Raw genomic sequence first — 18,889 nt, 5'->3', positions numbered from 1 at the left:
TTATTTGCACACAACCTCCAACGCGACTCATATTCCTACCGTTCGCAGTGCAATTTAAAAAATGTACGATTCCCCGTCTTCGGGAACTAATAAACTAGAGGTGAATCCCTTTTCTTCTCCAAAGCTTTTTAGTTCTTTTCTAGATAATGTCCAGTGATTCACTGCTTCCATATGGACTGAGATAATTTTGGCGTTAGGAGCCGCCTTATGCACCTCATAGACATCTTCTTTGCCCATTACAAGTGACCCCAAATCGTGCCAACTATTATCTCCAGCGTTCAGGACGATAATCTCAGGCGTGTGGGAAGTGATTTCTTTTTCGACACCTTCATACCATACTGTATCTCCGGCTACGTATAATGTTTTCTCATTGGCATGTTTAAAGACAACACCACACACCTGACCCATCATTTCTAATAAATCTTTCCCTCTGCCGTGCTCGCCTTTTGTTTTAATTAACTGAATACCTTCAAAAAGCGTATCTTCAGTAAGTACTTCTACATGTTGAAAACCGTCACTTTTTACTTGTTTAGCATCTTCTTCGTTTTGCACAAAAACTTTAGCGCCTTTTGGAAGCACTGCTTTTGCTCTATCATCGTAGTGATCTAAATGCAAATGAGTCAGAATAACAGCATCGACATCCTTAATGATGTCGTAAACGGACATTGGCAAATCAATTATAGGATTTCTCAAATCCTCTCTGATCCCTGCTGGGAATGGATCATACAGACCTTTGTCTGCGAGTAATGGATCGACTAGGAACTTTTTACCTGCATAGTGAACAATGATTGTTGCATTTCGAACTTGTTGAATGTGCATATTTATTTTTAATTCTCCTTCTGTATTTTTTATTTTGTTTATTGACAATGATAAGTTTATACTAGATGCTACCTTCAAATACACAGATTAAATAAAGTGTATTGGTCTTTTTACTTTATTTTTAAAGGAGATGCGCTTGATTTGGATCAAACAGATAAACGAATTATTGAAGAGCTGAGTCAAAATAGCCGAATTACGATGAAAGAATTAGGGGAAAGAGTTCACCTAACTGGACCTGCAGCAGCAGCCCGGGTAGAAAAACTTGAGGGCACTGGAGTTATAGAGGGATACAGCATAAAAGTTAATCACGCAAAATTAGGATGTTTTACGTATGCATTTCTAAATATCTATATTAAAGATACACACCATCAACCATTTCTTTCATTCATTCATTCTAAAGAGGATCACATCCTAAATAATTACAAAATAAGCGGTGATGGATGCTATCTGCTTGAATGTAGGTTTCCAAGTAATGAAGCGTTAAACCAATTTTTATTAGAATTAAACAATTATGCTAACTATAAATTATCCATTGTAATCGACAAAACCTTGTAAACAATAACGTACAAAGAAACTTGTATTACTGAGAAGCGAACCCATCACAAAAAAGTAAAATGGCCCTCCATCATTGGAGCGGCTTCTTTTATGCATAAAAATCATAAGTCACTATTACTAGGTCCGTTGGCAGAGGTGTATTAAAAAATGAAAAGGATCCTAATCACTTTTATGCTATCCCTTGTTTGTATTAATAGTTTTCAAACAACAACCTTTTCTTCAGACAAACCAACTCATGACTCTGAAGAGCTTAGGTTACAGGATATGCTCGAATGACCTATGAAATTTCTTCTGAACCTAGGGTTAAATTGATTAATCCTACTCACCTAGCCACATATAAATATCCTCCAGAATAATTACAAAATTATATTTAGCGTATTATATTATTCTGCCCGTTAGCTTAATGAAATCGCATGGAAACATAATTAGATACTTATCTAATCGGTACTCGGACCATGTTCTTGTCCTTGGCTCGGGACAAGAACTTGTACCGATAAAACAAAAAAGCCGCTAAATTAGCGACTTTCAATGGACCGATGTTCTAGTCCACCGACAGTATTGTTACCCCAACATTTGTTTACGGTATCCTTTATCCTCTACCCGATAGTTGACGAGGCTGCATAAGCTCGTTAATTTGAGAGCAAAAGGAAAACCGCCATTTAAGCGGTTCATTCTGAACTATCGTATCTTATGCTCCTCGTCGTCTGTCGGAGGACAAAAACATGTACCGTTAAAACAGTTCGCCTCCTTCACGGAACATGAAGACACCAAACTGGCTGTTTTCTGAAGAGGTCATTGGCGAGATCATTTCAGGTTCAAACCAGAGACCGAATTTGAGTCCCTGCCGATTCACGAGTTCCGCGAGATCAGCAAGTCCGCCAGACAGTTTCCGGCGATCCTCGAACCAATCACCTAATGACGAATTATCAGAATCCCTATTCCCAAACCAACCATCAACCAAAACAAAAAGTTCAATTCCAAGCTTGGCCGCTTCAGTCTTGTTCGATACAACCGATGATATACTACTTTGAGATTTGCTCTTGAACAATGACACTCATTATTCAAACTCCTTTTAATTCTTAATTAATAGTGTTTTTTTCGGTGTTAATATGCAACTGTAGAGGATCTTTTTGATAAGTGCTATTTTTACCCGCAAACAGCATAATTTCTCACCTCAAATATTTTGAAAATTTGATCCACATGGCAGGAGTGCCATCATATCTAACATACTCCTTTGCCTCGATGTTATCTTTCGTTATAGCTATACATTTTTCTGGGGAAGTTCTACGATTTCGACCGCATAAGGAGCCATCGTTAGTGCTGGGCCGATCTCTCTACTGTCGAGAAGACTTCGAAACGTATCATCAAGCAGCATGGTCTGTTGCTTACGCGTAAGATTCATTAGGAACAAATATCTCGTAGACCCTTTGACACGTGTCGAAATCTGAATACCTTCTGGCAAGTCAGGGATAAAGTGCAGGCCCGAATTATCTGCTATATCCCGAAGGAAGTCCAAATAGAATGCCTCCTCGGGAACCGTTCCCAAATAGTAAACCTTGCCCTCGCCAAATTCATGAACAGTCGCGGCTGTCTCACCTGCGAAGAAATCGTCTTCATACCATGCCACTGCCTCAGCACTTTTAGGTGTTAGGATATCGCACCATTGGCTGCAGGAGTAAGCTTTATTCTGCCAGCGGATTTTGTGTACATCCCTCCCTATCGGGTCATACTCAGCTACAGTGACCCCCGCCGCATTGGAAAGCGGTCCGGGCAACGGTTGGATCCAGCATACGTTATTCTGGTTCTTCACGCCCGTTCGAGGCATCAATACCAGCGTAGCCCCGTTCTTGACGCAAGTCTCTAAACGAGACGCAATCTCTGGGTCGAGCAGGAAGAGCGAAGGAGCCACAATTAACTTATATCCGCTCAGATCATCTGTCTCGTTTAATACATCCGTCATGATGCCGAGCTTAGTGAAGGCACGATGGATCGTTTTCAGATTATCGAAAAAATCCATACCTTCTACCTGGTGTTGAATCTGAAACGCGTTATATTGATCGTGCGAATGAAGAATGGCCACTTCGCCCTGCACTTCCGTCCCTTCCAACAGCGGAGCAAGCTTCCGGACTTCATCGCACAACCCGCGGTATTCCTCGAATCTCCTGCCGGGCACGTTACTGTGATCGATAAGCCCGTGCCAGAATTGCTCTGCTCCAGATGGAGCGCTTCGCCAACGGAAGTGTACGAGCGTATCCGCGCCACGTGCGATGCTCTGCCAAGCAAAGGCACGGATAAATCCAGGATGAGGCGTACGCCACATCGGCATCCAGCACCCCGGCGGGCCACTAATCGTCTCCATGATCCAGAAATTCTGCCGTTTAATTCCACGGGCCAAATCCAATGTAAGTGCTCCGCTGTATCCGCTCGACTCCGCTTTCTCCGGACTTGTGCTCGGGTAATAGTCGAGGGAAACGAAATCTAGATTCTCGCAAAGCTTGTAATAATCCAGCGACATCGGGTAACTCCAGATGTTATGCGTAACAAAATGATTTGGACAATGCTTCCACAAAATGTTCAATTGCAGCTGTTGGAATTCGACTACGGAATCAGTCTCGAAACGTTTGTAATCCAATACATAGGATGGGTTCTTATGATTGGTTCCCCCAAGCGGAGTCGTTATTTGCGACCAATCGCTGTACTCCCCGCTCCACACGACGGTACCCCACGCCGCGTTGATGGATTCGATCGAATCATACTTATCCTGAAGCCACATCCGGAACCGCGAATTGCAATGCTCGCAGTTGCATTCATTCAGACTAAACTCATTATCAGTCTGCCAACCAATAACAGCTGGATTATTCGCATAATGAAGCGCAAGCCTTTCCACGATTAATGCCGAATAGTGTCTCATGGAAGGACTGTTATAACAACGGTGCCCCCGAATTCCCGGATAACGTGGATGCAGCTTTTCATCTTGTGGTAGCACATCCGGATACGCATTCACGAGCCAATTCGGCGGCGTGCAGGTCGGCGTTCCGATGACCACTTGGATACCATGTGTTGCAAACGTATCTATTGCATCGTCAAGCCAAGTGAAATCATAGTTGCCTTCAGTCGGTTCAAGTCGTGACCAGGCGAATTCGGCTACACGAATCAAACTTACGCCTGTCTCTTGCATGAGCTTAGCATCTTCTTCCCACATAGAGCGGTCCCAATGCTCCGGATAGTAATCCACACCCATTCTCATATTTCGATCCTCCACTTTTTGTATTATTATTTTGCTTGCGTTTATAACAACAAAATAATTATATTATTAATAAATGGAGTGATAAATCATTCATTTTTGCTCGGTATATCAAAATTATGCTATTCGAGGTGACATTATTGCGCATAAATCACTTTGTTCCGAACCCGCGATTCGAACGCTTTCTCTGTTATCCAGAATCATTCGGTCACTATACCGATGAGACAGAACACCATGAGAATAGACCCAACGGATTAACAACCTATAACTGGCATCTCGTTCGCGCAGGCAAGGGATACGTGTGGACCGGAGAGGAATTCGTGGAACTGCGAAGCGGCTCTGGGTTTCTTTACGGGCCCGGCGTTCCGCAACGATATTACGCTGACAGTATCGACCCATGGGATATCAGATGGATTCATTTTACAGGGCGCGGACTAGGCTCACTTCTGCAGGGGCGTGGGGAGCGAGACGTTTGGATCTTCTCGTGGGAAGGTGTTGCGCGACTTGACCAGCTCTGGTCAGAATTGCTAGACTGCTGCAGCATGCCTCCTTTTCAAGAGGGATCAGCGAGATTATCAGCCATCACTTATGAGATGGTCGCCTTACTCGTCCAGCATGCAGAAGCTATCAAGGGCATCCCTAAACCAGGGATGCGAGACAAGCTAGCCGAGGCGGCGGAGTGGATACTCTCCCACTGCCATGAGTCGCTCACGCTAGAGCAGATGGCGTCGCAGGCGAATTGTAGTCCTTCACATTTCAGCAGACAGTTCCACCGCTCAATCGGAAAGACTCCGATTGAGTATTTAACAGAATGTCGTATTCTCAAATCCAAAGCCCTACTGGTATCTTCAAACATGACAGTGAAGCACATTGCGGAGTACAGCGGTTTTTCAAACAGCACGTACTTCATACAGTGCTTCCGAAAGTCTGAGGGGATGACTCCTGAACAATTCAGAATAATGCGAGGTATAGGCAGCAACTAACAACATAAGGCGTTTATCATGTAGACTACAACCTCTTCCTCGTCTCCCTTTCGAAGTGGATAGACCTGATAGCCGACTACTCGGTGGTCAGAACTAGTGGTGAGCTCAGCTGCAATGCCTGCATATCGCAATTAGCCTTCTTGATCACTCGTAGACTGGATGCAGTGCCAACTCAACAAGGTATAGTCGATACGCATACGCTATCGCAGTTTTCAATGACGAGCTCCGGATACTTGTCAGCACTTATCTTGTAAATTCAATAAACATGGCCAGGTAGCTAACAGCGCCCGGCCACTATTCTTCTGTCCTTACTATGGATCCATCAGACTCTTGGCGAACACTAATCCTTGAGCAGGTTCAACGGAAGGAAAAAACTCTAAACCGAAATAGTTCGAATACCCCGCACTGCGCAATGCTTGGATTACGTTAGCATAATGGATTTCACCAAATTGCAACTCATGGCGCCCCGGGCAACCGGCAGCATGTAAATGGCCAATACTTTGAAGATTGCCCAGCATAGAACTGATTATATTCCCTTCTGTGATCTGTTGGTGATAAATATCGAACAACACTTTCACATGATCGCTACTGACTTGTTCGATAAGGTTGAATGCCTCGCTAGAACTGGTTAAGAGATAGCCAGGATGATCCACTGCCGTGTTGAGAGGCTCTAAAAGAAGTGTAATTCCAGCTTCCTCTGCTATCGGAGCTGCCAATCGTAACCCCATTACTACGGATTCGATTTGACGTTCACGCGGAATACCCGTCCGTTCATTGCCAGTTTGGGTTATCAGCGTGCTGCAGCCCAGTTTCTTAGCCACACTAATTGATTCCTTGAGACCTTCCAAGAAATCCTTATGCGATTCCCGATCGACCAAGGTGCCGCCATCCGTACAAAAAGTTGAGACCGAAAGATCTAGTCTTTTCATTACGTTCGCCATCAGATTTATGTCTTTTTGTCTCCAATTCCAAAACTCGAATGCGTCAAAACCCGAAGATTTTACGAGTGACAGTGCCTCTTGCATGTCCATATCCCGAAATACGGAATCAATGCACACTGAGAACTTCATAAGTTTACCGCGTCCTTTATATTATTCTTATCGTTCAACATGTCCAGCACCGAATAAGTTTAATACCACTACCCCAATAACAATAAAAACTCCTCAACTATCGTTCTTCGATGAAAGTAGTTCATTTGCAGTCGGATCATGTTCTTGTCCATTTCGGCAATCGTCCTCGATTCGGGACAACAACTTTTACCGATAAAACAACGCTAAATTAGCGACTTTCAATGGGACCATGATCTTGTCCCCTGAATAAAACTAAAACCCATTAATAAAAATTCTCTTACTTAAAAATATTGGGCAACTATAAGACTAACTATAATAACAATGATTACTAAAGTGCCTTTCCAACCTAAACTACCTACTAAATCGACTAAACTACCATACTGAGCCCTATCAATTCCGTCTTTCATATGACCAAATGGATTATTTTTCAATTCTTTTTGTCTTAGTCTTTCTCTTGTTCTTTCAGGAGTTTCATTATCTTTGCTCATTATTTACCCCCTAGGTAAATAATTTTAATTAGATATCAAATACTACTATATTGATGAAGTAATATAATTATAACATTATTTTTCAATTTCAACGCTCATCAAAAATTAAAAAAGCCGTAGGGATGCTTTCCCATACGGCTCTCTTGTACGCGCGCTTCACGATTTAACCAAACCTTATCACGTAAATGACCAGGTAATGATTAAGGATAATATATCCTTGTACCATCGGAATAATTAAATGAAGTAATAGTCCAATTATTAGCCTTCTTAGTCATCTCAGCTTCAATACTGTAGCTATAGTTATAGTCGCCAACAATCCCATCTGAATGAAAGACCGCTTTAAATTTAGTAAGACTTTTATTCCATTGAATATACTCTGACTCAGGAAGACCTATTTCTACGTTATTTTTATGAAATTGAATCCAGTATTTCTTTTTGGACATCGCATTTGTTGCAAGAGTCAATGCTTGATTATCTGTCAATGGACGAGCATATACCGTAATGTGCTCAGAATTTCCTGTCAAAGTAGATTTATCCCATTTGATATAATCGTTCGGATAGAAGAAGTTACTTAAAGCTTTAAATTGTACATACACCGAGCCATTCTTCAACAATACTCCATTACCAACAGTAGCATTAAAAGTCTTCCCGCCTTTAGTTAGTGAAGCAGTTTTTGTCTTCTGATTCCAAGTTATTTTTACATCAAAATATGTATCAAGTTGTTCATCGTATCTGAATTGATAATTCATCGCCATACTACGGAGAGGGGCATATAATCTACCTTCAGAAAGCAAACCGTTTACTCCGCCATATGCATCATAATCATCATTTGCGGCATAAGTGCTCTTTGGACCAATCATTAAAGCGCCACTTAATAATGATATAAAAACAACCCACAAAATTGGTTTTTTCAAAATAATGATTTTCATATTTACTCCTCACTTAATTATTCATACTACCAATAAATTTTACATGAATTAGCAATTAATAATACAGGTAAATTTATCCACTAATTTACCCTTTGAGTAACAGCAATTTATTCATTAGGTCACTACTACTCATCCATATGCCTAAAAAAGCGATTGTGTAGCTCTCTTCTTCGTGCCCCGCGCAGGATGAGTTATTAAGCTAAACTGCCCGTTAGCTTAATGAAATTACATGGAAACAGTTAGATATTTATCTAATCGGATATCGGCTCATGATCTGGTCCATTCCGGCAATCGGTACAAGTTCTTGTCCCTCGAACAACTACTGAATTTTCATTTAGTGTCACCATATAGCTCGATTTTCGTTCTGTTTTTTTATAAGTTCCCCTTTCTTTGAATACTGTGCTCCGGTACCGCCAACGGAAAGGCTAAGCGATGTTAAACCCTCTTCGATTGCCGGATTTATCATTCATTCAGGATTCCCGGCAACTCATAACGTTGTTACAAATGGCAATCCTAATTCATCAGCTATTGTTCCGCGTTTTTATTAATTACTCCTTTAATCCTTCTAACTCCAGCAGCAGAAGATTGTTCTTTTTTAATACTGAACTTTCCTAAGTTTGTTGTATCTTCTACATGAGGTCCTCCACATACTTCTCGACTCCAAACTTTCCCTTCGTCATCTTTGATTGTATACACCTTAACGATATCCGGATATTTATCCCAAAAATTCCCTTCGACATTACTTTCTTTCGCTTCAATTTTAGGCATCTCTGAAATATAGGTAACTGCTTTTGATGTAATCGCATCATTCACATACTTTTCCACCTCAGCTATTTGCTCAGGCGTAAGTTTTTCATCATGGTTGAAGTCAAACCGTAATCGTTCTGAAGTAATATTACTTCCTTGTTGATGAACATGATCACCTAAAACTTCCCTTAAACCAGCAAGTAATAAATGAGATACCGTGTGCAGCGCTGTTGTTTCTGTTGAATGTTCAGCTAATCCACCTTTAAATTTACCCGCAGAAGCAGTTCTGCTCTTTTCAGCATGTTTCTTTGCCGCCTCCATATAAGACGCCTTGTCCTCCATGCTATATCCTCTTTCAGTTAGAAACTCTTCCGTCAACTCCAAGGGAAACCCATATGTTTCGTAAAAATAAAAGGCATCTGCACCTGTAACTTTACCCTTATTCTTAAGATGTTTTTGTATTTCAAATTCTCCTTGCTGTAAAGTTCTATAGAAAAGATTTTCTTCCTTATTTACTATTTCGATAACTTTCTTATTATTACCGATCAAATCTTCATAAGCTGTTGCTTCGTCTATATAAACTTCAGATAACTCACCTACAAAACTTCCTTGTATGCCTATTTTTTTACCTGCACGAATCGCCCTTCTTAATAACCTTCTTGTTATATACCCTGCATCACTATTCGCTGGCTCCGCACCATCATTAATTAGAAAAGTAGCCGCTCTCACATGATCAAGTATGATTCTAAACGACTTTAAATCGTCAGTATATTGTTTACCACTTAACTCCATCAATTTTTTCTTGGGATTAAGGAAGAAAGCCGTATTGTAAATATCCTTGTCACCATTAAGGGCTGTTGCAACCCTTTCTAATCCGCCTCCATAATCAATATTGGGATTTTGCATTTTTACAAATCCTGTGTCTTCTTTTTTGTAACACATAAATACGTTGTTCCCAATTTCTAAAAACCTCTCGCTTACAGAAGCAGGATGATCCAGTGAATCACCGCCTGGTTCAAGATCATAGAACATTTCACTATCAGGTCCACCCGGTTCACCAACAGGCATATCCAATGGACTTCCGGCTCGACTCCACCAATTTTCTTTTTCATCGTATAAGAATATTCTTCCACCTCTAGATGCCCCATATTGATAGGGATCATCTTCAATGATAGGTTCTATACCAACTGATTTAAATTTTTCTGACCAGATTTGAATGGCTTCCGTATCTTTCTGTATATTCAAATCATCACTTCCTATAAAAGCACTGATATACAGCCTGCCAGGATCAATTCCTAATTCGATAATATGCCAATTCCAAATGGCATCGATTTGCTTTTTCTTATAGATATTTTCATTTGCTTTAAACTCCCATCGACCTATCATTTCAAAAAATGTCAGATGCGACGTATCTCCTACTTCATCAATATCCACTGTCCTTAAACACTTCTGAATATTAGCAATCTCATTACCTATCGGATGCTTTTCCCCCAATAAATATGGAACCATAGGTTGCATTCCACTTCCTGTAAATAACGTTGAGGGATCATTTTCTGGTAACAAGCTAGAAGAGGGCACTTGGCTAGCCCCTATTTCTTTCATAAAATCAATATATGATTTTCTTAACTCATCTGGTGTCATTTTCACCATGCTCAATACCTCCATTTCAATTATTATTTATTCTCGGAAATTATTTTACAAATAATCAAACGATAAGATATAAAATAAAAAAGCCCTAAGCTGACATATTTCTTGTCAACTTAGGGCGAACTTTTAGTCCGTGTTACCACCTAATTTCAGATTTCTCTGCACTCTATCAATACGGGATATTTCCGATATTGTTTCCTGAATAACGGTGGAACTCCGTTGAAGCCTACTAAGATTCCTCTGTTCGGTTCACAGCTCCGAGACTGCTTCACTATTAGATCAATGAAGATTCGCACCAACCATCTTCTCTCTGTGAGATCCCTAATACCTACTATTTCTCATCATAGCCTTTACGTTTTAAGTTAAACCAATGGTATCACACTCAAATGACTCTCTTCTTCATATAACGTTTCTCCTATTCTATGTAAAATTTAACCAAGAGTCAAGTCGATTTTGCACACAGGCTGTTAAACTCTCCACCTTTGTGTATAAATTCAATTAATAAGCCACGATAATCTTTCTTCATGATGGTGAACAGGAGATATCCATTATCGTATGTTTTCCAAGTCTCCTGGTCCACTGAACCTTCCAGTTCGAAAAAAGCAGTCGAATGATCTGAAGAATTATCTACATTATCCATCAATATTCGCCCTTGCCTGATCCAGTATGCCCTACTCTCCAATTGACCTGCTAGTAACGGATCAGAGCTAAGTAAGTGCCCTGTAGATTTTTTATCTAATCCTGAAAAAGGCTCATCCAGTACAAGGACATCTGGCGTTTCAATCATTGCTTGCATTAGGTTCGTTTTTTGCAACATTCCTTTAGAAAAATGAGTCATTTTCAACGTATTAGTGTGTAACCAATAACTAAATCAGAATGCTTCAGTAACCGTTCACCCCGAACTTATCGGAATTAGCCCACTTACAATTCGGAGCATCGTACTTTTTCCGGAACCATTGTTCCCCCTTAAAATTAAACAATCTCCTTTGTTAATCGTAAGAGAGACATCTGTTAACACTTCTCTATTTCCGTAATTTTTTTGAAACTTCTTTAAGTGTTAATAGTGCCTCCGTTGTCATTTGCCCACCACTTTAAAAATTCACTACCGTTATAATATGGAATTGATGAAACCTAAACTTAGGCATCTCGTTTACGGTAAAATACAATAGCTACTGTAATAAAGATCAGTGTCCATAACATTGAAATACCTGTCCCTTCCATTGGTGTAAGGACAGTTATTTCGTCAGAGGAAGGCGGCGTATACATATAATATCCTGCCGTATCGGGAAAATAATGTTTAATACCAGGTAGAAAATCTCTCGACAATGGACTGACAATGAAATAGTAACCAAGCAGTACTACTAAAGCAGGAGTGGTTCGTCTTGATAAAGCACCTATAGCTGCACTCAGAAGCGTGGTTAACGTTAGATAGCCTGTTGCACCTGCTAATGCTTCTATCGTTGTGTCTATATCAAACCCTACTGCTGTATCTCTCATCATCATATAAGTATATAGTACACCGGATGCAGCAATAATAAAGGCCGCGGGAACGTTTATGATTGCCAATGCCAAATGCTTCATGGATAATTGAATCCCACGCCAAGGTATCGTAGCTAACGTCGTTCGAATCTGTCCACCGGTATACTCCGAACAAGTAGCTATGATCCCAAGAATAATGAATCCTGCTTGAAGATATCCCATCGAAGCAAGCCCTATATTCAGTATACTTTGCGTCCCTGCTGCCCCTTGTAGACCAATAGAAGTAAAAGCTGCGGCTAATAGTAAATGAAGAATGAATGTACCCATAAGGGTGAGCCATATCAATGGTAATGTTACTAATTTATCCAGTTCAGCACGAAGGATTTGTGTAATCTGTCTACTAGAAGGGACACTCATCCTGCAACATCCCTCCTATGGAATACAATAGCTGCAGCAATGAAAAGAACGACTACCCAGGCAGACATGACTAAGCCGCCTGTGAACGGGGTGAGAAATCTGTCGCTCAGAAACATAAACATTTCAAGGCCAGCCCGATCCGGTAAGTATAACGCTAACTTTGTAACCTTAGAAAGCAAGAAACTAAATGATACAACGGATGTATTGATGATGAGAACAGCAAGCGGAATAGTGCCATTCTTAGTTAGAACAGTAATCCCAAATGCTACAAGAGCAGTGAATGTCCAGTAACAAACTGCACCGAGCAGTTTAGACCATTCCAATGCAGGGGTATACTGACCAAGAACAAGATGCGTGGCTGACACAGTTGTCATTATAGCAACAATACAAAGCAGTATACTGATTACTGTCACAGCGCCTGCTTTTGCCAGCAAAAAATGCAGTCTTGATGAAATAACCGTTAAACTTGTTGTAATCTGTTGTCCTCCGCCAGATTCACTGCTCTCTGTCAAATACTCGCTACTGACAGCAAGCACACCAAGAATGATGACACCTTGTACACCAAGAGCTAATCCAATATAGCCAACTTCCAATAGCCGTGTGTTAATTCCAGCTATAATATCCTCTTTTTGTGCTATGCTGTCTAAGGCAGCTATGACCGCAGGGGCAAATGCTCCAATAAGAAAGGCAAGCCAAATGCCCGGAAGGGAGAACAATTTAGATAGTTCCGCGTTGAATGCTCTCATACAACATCACCTGCATGTTCAGATGTCCGGGCAAAAAAAGCTTTCTCCAGCGTGGAATGGTTACCTATTACTTCATCCAATGTTCCATCTGCAACGATTGTTCCATGCTTAATAATGACCACATCATCAACCGTCTCTGCAAGCTCTCCTATTAGATGACTGGATAGTAACACCGTGTTGCCTGACTCAGCACGTTCACGTAAAAATGTCCGGATCCAACGAATTCCTTCCGGGTCGAGCCCATTTACGGGTTCGTCTAAAACTAATATTTGGGGATCACCCAGCAGTGCAGCCGCCATTCCAAGTCTTCTCCCCATACCAAGCGAATAATTCCCTACTCTTTTGTCAGCTGCATTAGTAAGACCTACGATTTCCAGAACTTCCTCAACACGTGAACGAGGCAATCCTGCGGCACGAGCAATCCAACGTAAATGGGCCCTTCCTGTTCGCATACGATGAGCTCCAGATCCATCCAGTGCGGCACCTACGGTTGCTAGAGGATTATGTAATTCTGCGAATGGCTTGCCATTAATGAGTGCACTCCCTGAGGTGGCACGATCTAATCCAAGCAGGATGCGTAGTGTAGAACTTTTCCCTGCCCCATTCGGACCTAAAAAACCAGTCACTCTACCAGGTCTTGCTTTAAAACTGATACCTGATAAGATTTGTTGAGTTCCGCGATATTTGACTAACTTATTAATGGTAATCAACCATAACACTTCCTTTCTGTTATGGTTCCAATTATATAGAAGCAAAGTTACATCACGGATATCATGTGGTTTAATTCTGGATTACCTTTTGGTTAAGCCCTAGCAATGGTTACTCTTGTACCATTTTCATTTGATGTAAAGTTCGCTTTCAGATTCATTTTTTTCAACATATAATGACAAGTCGATAAACCAATCCCCGCCCCACGCTCATGGGAAGAGTTATCCAAACCGGGACCTCTGTCTGCAACAATGATCTGTTCTTTTTCTACATCAACTACAATGTTTGCATATTTCCCCTCTGCTGCATGGCGAAGAATATTCTGAAATAAATTATCCAATACCCGTGTTATCCAATTAGGATCTGCTTCCCAATAAAAAGTCTCCTCTGCCGGTAAATCAACATCGAGCTGAATTTCTTTTTCTTCAAACACAGGATACCACGCAGCAACAGATGCTCTTACTAAACGTACAATATCTGTTGAAACGGGTTCAAAAGGATGTTTCCCTGATGTAAGCAATGTATAGGACAGTAAATCATCCATTAGATCTCCGACTCTTGTAATCGTATGGTTGACTTCTGTTAACGAGTGTTGTCCTTCTAAACTCATGGATTCTTTATCTAAACGGGTGACATGTCCTCTCAAAATGGTAAGTGGCGTTCGTAAGTCGTGAGATAAATTCGCAATGAGTCGATGTCGTAATAATTCTTCTTCAAATGCTCGCTTGCGACTGTCTTCAAGCTGCTGAATCATCCAATTAAAAGACACTCCTAACTGGTCTATCTCATCCATACGATCCGATTGAACAGATATGGGTTTAGGAAATGAATTATTTTTAGCTGAAAATGACATGACTTCCTGTAAGCGGGCAAGACGTTTTTGAAGTTTCAAGAAGAACAGCCAAGATAAGATAACAAATGCGACAATAATAAACCCAAACAATAGCACGGTAACGTAAAACAGATTTAACGTATTCAGATTTTTTTCATTATTATCTGAAACCCCAAAAAACGCACTGACGAAAACAAGCACAATGGGAGGTAAAAAGATAAATAGAAAATGCACTTTTAGAAAACGACGAAATAATGATCTAGTCTGTTTCATAGTTTCACCCGATAGCCTATTCCCTTCAATGTTTCAATAATCTCTGGGGAATCCGGATGACGTTCCAGCTTTTGACGCAGTCGATGGATATGAACCATTAATGTTTTATCACCAGTTATATAAGCTTCTTCCCAAATTGCTTCATAAATTTGTTCTTTTGGTAAAACTTGATTAGGGTGGCGTAAGAAGTACATTAAGATTTGATGCTGTTTCCCTGTTAATATAATTTCTTCTCCTGTGCGTTTGTCAAATATCATTTGACCTTCTGGATCTACTTCAATCTGATTTCCTAATGAAATGCGTTCGAATTTTGTTCCACCATTACGACGGAATAATACTTCTAATCTTGCAACTAATTCATCCGTATGGAATGGTTTCGTTAAGTAGTCATCAGCAAATTGTAAACCATCTACTTTATCATCTATCGATGTTCGAGCAGTTAACAGCAAAATAGGAATAGCAGGAGCTGCCTTCTTTAATCGTCTTCCCACAGTAAATCCGTCTAAACCGGGTAACATGATATCCAAAATAACGATTTCATGCTGATTGACTTCTCTTTCGGCTCCTTCACCAGTTAGCAGCCACTGAACTGAAAACCCTCGCTGTTCCAATTCTTCCTTTACCCAACTGCCAATTTTCTCATTATCTTCAATATATAATACATTTCTTTTCAAGTAACATCCCTCTCTTTAAATGGAGTCCACTACAGATTAACACAATATAAAAAATAGTTTCCAGTTAAGACAATTTTATCGTTCGTTAATAGAGTTTTAAAAAAAAGAGGCCCGTCTAACGTCTAACTGATGGGCTCTTTCTGTTCTTAAATAAACTAAATTTATGGTTCAAAAAAGTGAGGGTAAACATGTTGAAAACATCTGCAAATCCTGTACTGTTGTAAGTCCTTCCTCAACAACAAAATGGATATAACAGGTGCTACTCCAGTACATCAACGAACCGCACGGAATACCAGGACTACAACTTCATAATGTACTCATTATCAATGCTAATGAGGTTCATCTGGAGGCAAGCCTGTTGCTTACAAGCTACCATGTCCCATGTGCCAATCCTTTTGAGCATGGGTTTCATACTTGAAACGATGGGCTCGGTTTGATAAAATTCATATTAAACAGGGTTGATTAGTAGATATTAATAATAAAATAAAGAGAGGTATTGAATATGATTGAATATCGCAATAGCGTTTATCTTTGTACCTCCGAAATCACTCTCGGATTAATAAGTGGAAAATGGAAGCCTTTGATTTTAAGTCATTTATCGAAACAAACCTACCGGTTCAACGAGCTTCAGAAGTTGATGCCCGGAGCTACGCAAAAAATGCTGACGGTGCAGTTAAGAGACTTGGAAAACGACGGATTAATCGCCCGGAAAGTGTATGCGGTAGTTCCGCCAAAGGTCGAATATTCGCTAACCGAATTGGGGGAGGCCCTCATGGATATATTAATCCAGCTTCGCGACTTTGGGACAGATTATATGCGGTTATTTCCGGACGACAAAACTGCCATTCACAATACTAGGGCATGATGTTAACGGGTAACAACTTGACGAGAATAGCTTCCATTCAACAGAATTAACCCTCTTAATTCATTACCTGCCAGAAGCGGCGCTTTCACCCCATCCGCTTGTTCGTCAACGATTACAACCACATTTAGCGGAAATAATTTGCCAAGCAGCGCCCACACAACGAGCGGATTTCCTCCTACTGAAATGTAGTGAACGCCTTCCTCATCGAACGTCGCGAGTCCTGGCGCCCCCAATATTTCAGAAGCTGCATGTTCGATCCATTCGGATCGGGACTGCGAGGCTGTAATTTCCGTAGCTACGGCGATTTGCTCACGACGATACATATATCGGTGTCCTCGCATAGCCTGCCCAACATCCACACGATACTCGTAATTCCCATCCGACAACCTCATATTTAATATAACCCTACCTTGTTCGATTGCTTCGGGTACGATATCTATTTCGTTTTGAAAACTGATTTCATTGTTGATCTGTTGCTTTGATGTGCGGGAACCTATCCGACTGCGGGAGGCTGCGTAGTAATCGCCCTCAGCATAATCGAAGACAACGGAGTCTGACTCCCCGGCCTTTTGATAGGGCAAAAGATGAGCGGGATGCCAGCAGAGTAAGCTTTTTGTGGCGGTAATCGGTTTTCCAATTGCCGCAGGCAGCACCATCCCGAGACGGTATTGAAATCCGTATCCAACAACCGTGGAGAGCTCAGGGCTTAAGAAACTTTGCGCGAAGCGTACAACCTCTCTGTGCGGCATTTGTTTGACCATCAGTTCTGTGAGGAAGCGATTCCGCGCCGGCTCGATAAAACGAAGTCCTTTCGCTTGATCCCCCTCTACGATCACAAGAGGAACTTCCTCCCAGTTCTCAAAAGGAATCAACGCATCTCTCAGGAGGATAAGTTGGTGCAGATACTCATTAAACAACTGCATGATTTCGGGACTACCCTTTGGCCCCATTAAAATGCTCGCCACCTCTGGCGTCCACCGATGATTATCACACTGGCTTCTTTGAATAAGCTCGAGTAAGGCTTTTTCTCCGTACTTTTGCCGGGCAGGATTCTCGAAATAAATTTCTCGTGCCCAGCTAGACAACTTTGTTCCGATTTTTTCAGCCTGATCGAGGAACGTGCTTTTCGTTTCATCTTCCGAGGCGATCAAGGCCAAAGGCAACACAGCATCTCTTCCGGAAACCGCTAAGTTGGATTGTAGATTCCTAAGCAGCGGCTCAGCAGCTGCAGATTCCCCTAGCTGCATACAAACCGCCTCGAGTAAAGTACTTGTTTCGCGAACGATATCTTTAGCACGGTACACTCCAGCAGGAAATATCCATTGCGGGATTTCTTGCGAATTATTACCACGAAACGTCAAAGTCTCGATATCAATTTGCGTCCCAAGTCGCAGTCTGCTATCCCCTGATACGATCCGATATTCCAATATAATCACTCCCTTTCATCATTTCTGAAGTATAAATTCAATCAATATTCTTGAAAAGTAGGCACTTTTAGGTATGCCAATTTCAAATAAGTGCCTTGGTTTCAAAAGAGAAACCCTGAGTAGCATCAGGGCAGGAGATATACTTATATCAGACATCCTGGGGTAATGGTCCATCATAAAACGGTTAGTAAACTTATTCGGCTTAGAATTCGATAGTTAATCATACCAATGGCTCTCACCTCTCCAGTTAATGATCTTAAAGTGATCGGAGCCCAGGAGGGAAAACGAAAATGAGACCATTGCTGACAGCCTGCAGCGTTGAAATTTACAAATTGCGTCGATCCTTTGTTTTATGGGGCACGCTTCTGTTTATATTGTTTGTCATCAAGTTGTTCTTGGGACAGCCCGATTGGTCTTCTTTTTTGAGTGGACTGCGTTTTTGTATGCATCCGTGTTTGGGCTGCTGGGGTTTGGATTGGTGGACAAGCTGGACATTTGTCCGTGAGTATTCGGATCGGACGCTTAAAGATTTGCTCGGTTTGCCTATATCGCGCGGTTTTCTGGTGCCTATCGGCTTTGCTTTTACAACTTTGATGCTGGGCTTGGTATTCGGTCCCACTGCCATTGGCACATATCTGCCCTGGTCTGTACCTGCTTTGCATTTGCAGGAAAACGGCATCGCATCATTTCCCTTGGCAGGCACCAGTTATTTTCTGGTATTTTTAATAGGACTGGCAGGTTTCATTGGGACGGTTAAATGGTTGCAAAACAGGGAGCAACAGTGATTAACTAGAAAATACTTTTTTGAAGGATCATATGTTCATCACTTGGAAAAAAGTTGTGTATGGCAAAATTGTACCATGAGTAAGTTTTTTTAAGAGAACACCTGTCAGCTCGATACCATTCTATAAACGAGTAAATACCTGCCCCTCTCAGGGGCAGGTATTAAAGGTGAATCGTATGAATGGCTTACCAACATCGGCCAC

Annotated in this window: 18 protein-coding genes, 1 pseudogene and 1 other annotated feature; of the genes and pseudogenes, 4 read left to right on the top strand and 15 right to left on the bottom strand. The window is 41.3% G+C overall.

Annotated elements, in window-relative coordinates; genetic code table 11:
* Positions 1-54 precede the first annotated feature (54 nt).
* Complete coding sequence (locus DP091_RS27715) at positions 55-819, bottom strand: MBL fold metallo-hydrolase (protein WP_113061291.1); 765 nt, start codon at positions 817-819, stop codon at positions 55-57.
* A gap of 141 nt (positions 820-960) precedes the next feature.
* Here DP091_RS27715 and DP091_RS27710 point away from each other — a divergent pair, with 141 nt between their 5' ends.
* Entirely contained in the window at positions 961-1,374 is a 414-nt protein-coding gene (locus tag DP091_RS27710; protein ID WP_113061290.1) for an Lrp/AsnC family transcriptional regulator, read from the top strand.
* A 758-nt stretch (positions 1,375-2,132) separates the two neighbouring features.
* Here the strand turns inward: DP091_RS27710 and DP091_RS27700 are convergent.
* A pseudogene (locus DP091_RS27700) lies at positions 2,133-2,368 on the bottom strand (alpha-galactosidase); the annotation flags it as partial.
* A 267-nt stretch (positions 2,369-2,635) separates the two neighbouring features.
* Entirely contained in the window at positions 2,636-4,621 is a 1,986-nt protein-coding gene (locus DP091_RS27695) for a beta-galactosidase (RefSeq protein WP_113061289.1), read from the bottom strand.
* 116 nt (positions 4,622-4,737) lie between these two features.
* On the opposite strand from DP091_RS27695, the gene DP091_RS32420 reads away from it, so the two are divergent.
* Entirely contained in the window at positions 4,738-5,601 is an 864-nt protein-coding gene (locus tag DP091_RS32420) for a helix-turn-helix transcriptional regulator (protein WP_113061288.1), read from the top strand.
* Positions 5,602-5,912: 311 nt separating this feature from the next.
* Here the strand turns inward: DP091_RS32420 and DP091_RS27685 are convergent, their stop codons facing one another.
* The 11 genes from DP091_RS27685 to DP091_RS27640 form a co-directional block, all read right to left on the bottom strand.
* On the bottom strand, positions 5,913-6,671 hold the full coding sequence (locus DP091_RS27685) for a hydroxypyruvate isomerase family protein (RefSeq protein WP_113061287.1): 759 nt from the start codon (positions 6,669-6,671) through the stop codon (positions 5,913-5,915).
* A 281-nt stretch (positions 6,672-6,952) separates the two neighbouring features.
* A complete protein-coding gene (locus DP091_RS27680; RefSeq protein ID WP_113061286.1) occupies positions 6,953-7,159 on the bottom strand; it encodes a DUF6366 family protein in 207 nt (68 codons plus the stop codon).
* A gap of 200 nt (positions 7,160-7,359) precedes the next feature.
* Positions 7,360-8,088, bottom strand: a complete 729-nt coding sequence (locus tag DP091_RS27675) for a stalk domain-containing protein (RefSeq protein ID WP_113061285.1) — start codon at positions 8,086-8,088, stop codon at positions 7,360-7,362.
* Between the two features lie 525 nt (positions 8,089-8,613).
* A complete protein-coding gene (locus DP091_RS27670) occupies positions 8,614-10,485 on the bottom strand; it encodes an alanine--tRNA ligase (protein ID WP_181469932.1) in 1,872 nt (623 codons plus the stop codon).
* 108 nt (positions 10,486-10,593) lie between these two features.
* Positions 10,594-10,836 (bottom strand) — a binding site (T-box leader).
* A gap of 88 nt (positions 10,837-10,924) precedes the next feature.
* Positions 10,925-11,320 (bottom strand): hypothetical protein, encoded by a 396-nt coding sequence (locus DP091_RS32135; protein ID WP_373456956.1) that lies wholly within the window; start codon positions 11,318-11,320, stop codon positions 10,925-10,927.
* Between the two features lie 54 nt (positions 11,321-11,374).
* Positions 11,375-11,500 carry an ATP-binding cassette domain-containing protein gene (locus DP091_RS32130; protein ID WP_258394713.1) on the bottom strand — a complete coding sequence of 42 codons (126 nt, stop codon included), beginning with the start codon at positions 11,498-11,500 and terminating at the stop codon, positions 11,375-11,377.
* A 119-nt stretch (positions 11,501-11,619) separates the two neighbouring features.
* Positions 11,620-12,378 carry an ABC transporter permease gene (locus DP091_RS27660; RefSeq protein WP_113061283.1) on the bottom strand — a complete coding sequence of 253 codons (759 nt, stop codon included), beginning with the start codon at positions 12,376-12,378 and terminating at the stop codon, positions 11,620-11,622.
* Positions 12,375-13,124: an ABC transporter permease gene (locus tag DP091_RS27655; RefSeq protein ID WP_113061282.1), complete on the bottom strand. Its 750-nt coding sequence runs from the start codon at positions 13,122-13,124 to the stop codon at positions 12,375-12,377. Before DP091_RS27655 ends, DP091_RS27660 begins: the two co-directional genes overlap by 4 nt.
* The gene (locus DP091_RS27650) at positions 13,121-13,834 is read right to left on the bottom strand and encodes an ABC transporter ATP-binding protein (protein ID WP_113061281.1); all 714 of its coding nucleotides are present in this window, start codon (positions 13,832-13,834) and stop codon (positions 13,121-13,123) included. Before DP091_RS27650 ends, DP091_RS27655 begins: the two co-directional genes overlap by 4 nt.
* A gap of 92 nt (positions 13,835-13,926) precedes the next feature.
* Positions 13,927-14,937, bottom strand: coding sequence for a HAMP domain-containing sensor histidine kinase (locus DP091_RS27645; RefSeq protein ID WP_113061280.1), 1,011 nt, complete (start codon positions 14,935-14,937; stop codon positions 13,927-13,929).
* The gene (locus DP091_RS27640) at positions 14,934-15,611 is read right to left on the bottom strand and encodes a response regulator transcription factor (protein ID WP_113061279.1); all 678 of its coding nucleotides are present in this window, start codon (positions 15,609-15,611) and stop codon (positions 14,934-14,936) included. Before DP091_RS27640 ends, DP091_RS27645 begins: the two co-directional genes overlap by 4 nt.
* A gap of 502 nt (positions 15,612-16,113) precedes the next feature.
* On the opposite strand from DP091_RS27640, the gene DP091_RS27635 reads away from it, so the two are divergent.
* Positions 16,114-16,476, top strand: coding sequence for a winged helix-turn-helix transcriptional regulator (locus tag DP091_RS27635; protein ID WP_113061278.1), 363 nt, complete (start codon positions 16,114-16,116; stop codon positions 16,474-16,476).
* Between the two features lie 2 nt (positions 16,477-16,478).
* Here the strand turns inward: DP091_RS27635 and DP091_RS27630 are convergent, their stop codons facing one another.
* A complete protein-coding gene (locus tag DP091_RS27630; RefSeq protein WP_113061277.1) occupies positions 16,479-17,903 on the bottom strand; it encodes a hypothetical protein in 1,425 nt (474 codons plus the stop codon).
* Positions 17,904-18,193: 290 nt separating this feature from the next.
* Between DP091_RS27630 and DP091_RS27625 the strand changes: the two genes are divergently transcribed.
* On the top strand, positions 18,194-18,688 hold the full coding sequence (locus DP091_RS27625) for a hypothetical protein (RefSeq protein ID WP_113061276.1): 495 nt from the start codon (positions 18,194-18,196) through the stop codon (positions 18,686-18,688).
* Positions 18,689-18,889: the final 201 nt, after the last annotated feature.

The organism is Paenibacillus sp. MDMC362, from assembly GCF_003269305.1.
In the GTDB taxonomy this organism is placed as follows: domain Bacteria; phylum Bacillota; class Bacilli; order Paenibacillales; family Paenibacillaceae; genus Paenibacillus_AQ.
Note: the sequence above shows the minus strand (reverse complement) of the source record. Positions and strands in the feature narration are given on the sequence as shown.

Excerpts from the sequence above, each read along its gene's own strand:
- DP091_RS27715 (WP_113061291.1), bottom strand. The coding sequence starts at position 819 with ATGCACATTCAACAAGTTCGAAATGCAACAATCATTGTTCACTATGCA.
- DP091_RS27695 (WP_113061289.1), bottom strand. The coding sequence starts at position 4,621 with ATGAGAATGGGTGTGGATTACTATCCGGAGCATTGGGACCGCTCTATG.
- DP091_RS32420 (WP_113061288.1), top strand. The coding sequence starts at position 4,738 with ATGCTATTCGAGGTGACATTATTGCGCATAAATCACTTTGTTCCGAAC.
- DP091_RS27685 (WP_113061287.1), bottom strand. The coding sequence starts at position 6,671 with ATGAAGTTCTCAGTGTGCATTGATTCCGTATTTCGGGATATGGACATG.
- DP091_RS27680 (WP_113061286.1), bottom strand. The coding sequence starts at position 7,159 with ATGAGCAAAGATAATGAAACTCCTGAAAGAACAAGAGAAAGACTAAGA.
- DP091_RS27675 (WP_113061285.1), bottom strand. The coding sequence starts at position 8,088 with ATGAAAATCATTATTTTGAAAAAACCAATTTTGTGGGTTGTTTTTATA.
- DP091_RS27670 (WP_181469932.1), bottom strand. The coding sequence starts at position 10,485 with ATGGTGAAAATGACACCAGATGAGTTAAGAAAATCATATATTGATTTT.
- DP091_RS32135 (WP_373456956.1), bottom strand. The coding sequence starts at position 11,320 with ATGACTCATTTTTCTAAAGGAATGTTGCAAAAAACGAACCTAATGCAA.
- DP091_RS27660 (WP_113061283.1), bottom strand. The coding sequence starts at position 12,378 with ATGAGTGTCCCTTCTAGTAGACAGATTACACAAATCCTTCGTGCTGAA.
- DP091_RS27655 (WP_113061282.1), bottom strand. The coding sequence starts at position 13,124 with ATGAGAGCATTCAACGCGGAACTATCTAAATTGTTCTCCCTTCCGGGC.
- DP091_RS27645 (WP_113061280.1), bottom strand. The coding sequence starts at position 14,937 with ATGAAACAGACTAGATCATTATTTCGTCGTTTTCTAAAAGTGCATTTT.
- DP091_RS27635 (WP_113061278.1), top strand. The coding sequence starts at position 16,114 with ATGATTGAATATCGCAATAGCGTTTATCTTTGTACCTCCGAAATCACT.
- DP091_RS27625 (WP_113061276.1), top strand. The coding sequence starts at position 18,194 with ATGAGACCATTGCTGACAGCCTGCAGCGTTGAAATTTACAAATTGCGT.